2 protein-coding genes and 1 pseudogene are annotated in these 3,044 nt (G+C 37.7%); 2 read left to right on the top strand and 1 reads right to left on the bottom strand.

The window, feature by feature from the left end; translation table 11 throughout:
• Window positions 1-335, bottom strand: a pseudogene (locus IM515_RS15600) (ISAzo13-like element ISMae28 family transposase); the annotation flags it as partial.
• Between the two features lie 221 nt (window positions 336-556).
• On the opposite strand from IM515_RS15600, the gene IM515_RS15595 reads away from it, so the two are divergent.
• Window positions 557-760: a hypothetical protein gene (locus IM515_RS15595; protein ID WP_287627788.1), complete on the top strand. Its 204-nt coding sequence runs from the start codon at window positions 557-559 to the stop codon at window positions 758-760.
• A 139-nt stretch (window positions 761-899) separates the two neighbouring features.
• Window positions 900-2,111, top strand: coding sequence for a glycosyltransferase family 39 protein (locus tag IM515_RS15590; protein ID WP_287627789.1), 1,212 nt, complete (start codon window positions 900-902; stop codon window positions 2,109-2,111).
• Window positions 2,112-3,044 lie beyond the last annotated feature (933 nt).

Below are 3,044 nucleotides of genomic sequence, written 5' to 3'. Positions count from 1 at the left end.
AGTCTCACATAAAGCCTTTGGCTTTTAAAACTTGGGTCAGTTTGGCTTTGAGAATCCACTAAACTTTTGATGTTTTCCAATAGAAAAGGTAAATGTTCTTCTGCTTTTTTCCGCCCCTTAGCTGAATGATTATCAACACAAATAATACCTCTTTTTAGTTCTTTAATTCCTTTACGAATAGTAGTTCGATTCCAGCCTAACTCCTGTGCAGCAAGGGTTTGTCCCCCATAGCCTAATTCTAAGACTGTTTGGGCCATGAATCTTCTTTTAGCTGCACCTTTTAATTGAAGTGCAGTTTCACTGAGCAATTTCTTGAGGGAATCAGTTAATTCCATATACACTTACAAAGAAAAACTTGATTAATAATGTACAGGATTAATTCTACTACAAAATTGGAAGGAGGAGGCAACCATCGACCCCTACCTCCTACACTCCGAGAATGATTATTATTCTTGAGAATGAATAGTTTATTTTTTGGAAGTCCCTTATTGCCCTACTCTGGATAACAATAATCAATCCTGCCAACTTACCTCCAGATACCGATGTTAGACTAAAAATGGCCCATGCCCTGTGGACAGGAACTGAGGAGGTTTCTTTACCCCCAAATTATCGTCCTTCCTCTCGATTAGACCCTGTTGGTGTTTTAGGAGTAGATGGAAAACGATATGAAGCTTATGATATAGGACAATCCTTATTAATGTTGCCCGCAGATTGGATTGGCACTCAACTCTCTAAAGTTTTTCCCGGTATTAAGCCTTAAGTAGTCGTGCAAAATAAATTTCCTAGTGAAGAAAGGCAAGAGGTAAGGGGCAAGAGGCAAGGGGGGGTTAGATTTGTGTAATTAATTTTGCTTAGGTACTTATTTATTAAGAGAATTTGCGGTTAGTTTTCTTGTAGTTATCCCTCTAAATGTATTAGTTGTTATCTCCTGTTATTGGTTACTTAGACTATTTGATTTTCAGGAGAAAATTGCGGCATCTGCCAGCTTGATTTGGTTGCTAGGTACTACCGTTCTCCACTATGCACAAACTTTTCAACAAAATAATCCAGTCCTACTTTGTGTGATTTTAGGTTATGCTTGTGCTTTAGCTTATATTAAAACTAACAAAGTACCTTATGTTTTTTTGAGTGGATTGGCAATCGGAGCGGCTATTATAATTCGCTCGACAACTATCATTTATGCTCTCACAGTTTTTGGGTTTCTAATTAGCTGTCTAATTTATAAAAATTTCAAGCTGAATCAAATCTTTAAGACAGCCATACTCTGGAACTTCGGCTTATTTCCCTTCTTTTTTGTCAGTAGATTATTTAATTACTTACGCTTTGGGGATTTTTGGACAACGGCAGCATCCTTAAGCATTGAGCAAATACGCAATGGAGCAATCTTTTCAGGGTTGCCAGAATTGCCCCCTAATTATCCTTTCATACACCCTCCCTACGTTGGTATTCTTGGCGTTCTCTTCTCACCAGCTAAAAGTATATTTATTTACGACCCCTTTCTTTTACCATGTTTAGTATTGGGGATTATTTTATTTAACAAATTAACACCTTATATACGAATATATTTTATTTCCTCAATTTTTGCACTTGTCTTTCATATTATCTTAACCAGCAAACTGGATTTCTGGCATGGAGATGGTTCTTGGGCTGCTCGTTATCACGTTACCTCAGTTCAGCTACTGCTTCTCCCCTTAATAGCTTTGCTAGTCTTAGAGATGTTATCAGTTAATCGGCTCAAACGATGGTTAATTAGCGGCTTGGTTGTTCTTTCCATTTTGGTTCAATTTACTTCTCTTGTCTTTGACCCTAGTGTAAATAGTGGTGTGGTCATCTTTGCAGAACCAAAAAGTTTTTTGAGGTTTCGTTTAGCTGAACGTATCGACAGTGTTAGTTGCTTAATTGGTCTTTCTCGATCCCAAAGTTGCTTAACTGGGGAAAAGTACAGTAAGTCTGATCTCGCCGGTAGAAAGTACAGTAAGTCTGATCTCGCCAGTAGGGTGTATTTCTGGCCTCTTAAATCCAACAAAGCGCAAGGATTGCTCTGGAAAATTTGGGGATTCCTCTTGATCACAGCTTTGATCAGCACTCTACTTTTCCTAGTGATTGGGTAGTAGTGATGGAGACTTAATACCTTGCCAATTGGGGATTGATGATTATCGATTTTTGGGGAGAAGGATAGACTCTGTCCGACCAATTAGTAAGTCAAGGAAATCGCCGAAATCCTGCTCAAGGATGTGTTTAAACCTCTGACAGAAGAAAATGTTATAGCGGTTCTCGCATCTGTGCGGCACACTTAAACCTTTGCTGATTAAGCTGTTCAGGATCGAGAATGTACCCCTTGTGAATCAGAAACGCTATATCGCTCTTCTGGGACTTTCGGAAATCCCTGACCGAATCCAGATTCTGAAACCCTTGGTTGACAAGTGATCACTAACTTTTTTTCTAATAAAAACTCAAATTTCGGGTTTCTGTTAGTTAGCGATAGCTTGAAGGCTTACCCCATAAGAGAGCTAGAGTTTAGAGACTGTAAGACTTTTGCCAGACTCCCTCCAAGAGCGATATACTAAATCCTCTTTAAAAGGTATAGGGGAGTTAATCACACTATTAAAAACGGATTTGGTATTAGTATTAAATCTAAAAAATACGAGTTCTTTGTCTGCATAAATACCTTTACGTTTTATACAAGTATTTTACATTTAATATGGATACCCGAAGAGCTAGGATGATTGTCGATTTCTTGGAATTTTTAATTTGCCATTAGGTTCTAGCCTAAATAATCTTTTAGATGCCCTAAAATTTCACGGCAATTATAAATAGTAAACTCAAGAGAAAGTATTGTTTCTTGCCATCTATGGCTCTTCGTTACTTGTTATGGTTCGATAGGGTGGCATAAATCGACTAAAGGGAGCATCTCACTTATGCAATGAGTATTAATACTTAGAGCAGTCAAAAACTAGAAAATCTTCAACTTGATCACAAAGAGAAATGAGATTATAATAGTTATAACTTACAATTCAGAATAGCTCTCGATGGGAGGAATAATT

Source organism: Microcystis sp. M44BS1 (assembly GCF_020244875.1).
Taxonomy (GTDB): Bacteria; Cyanobacteriota; Cyanobacteriia; order Cyanobacteriales; family Microcystaceae; genus Microcystis; species Microcystis panniformis.
This window is presented reverse-complemented; position numbering and strand designations above follow the sequence as displayed.

Coding starts and splice junctions, on each gene's coding strand:
- IM515_RS15595 (WP_287627788.1), top strand. CDS start 557: ATGGCCCATGCCCTGTGGACAGGAACTGAGGAGGTTTCTTTACCCCCA.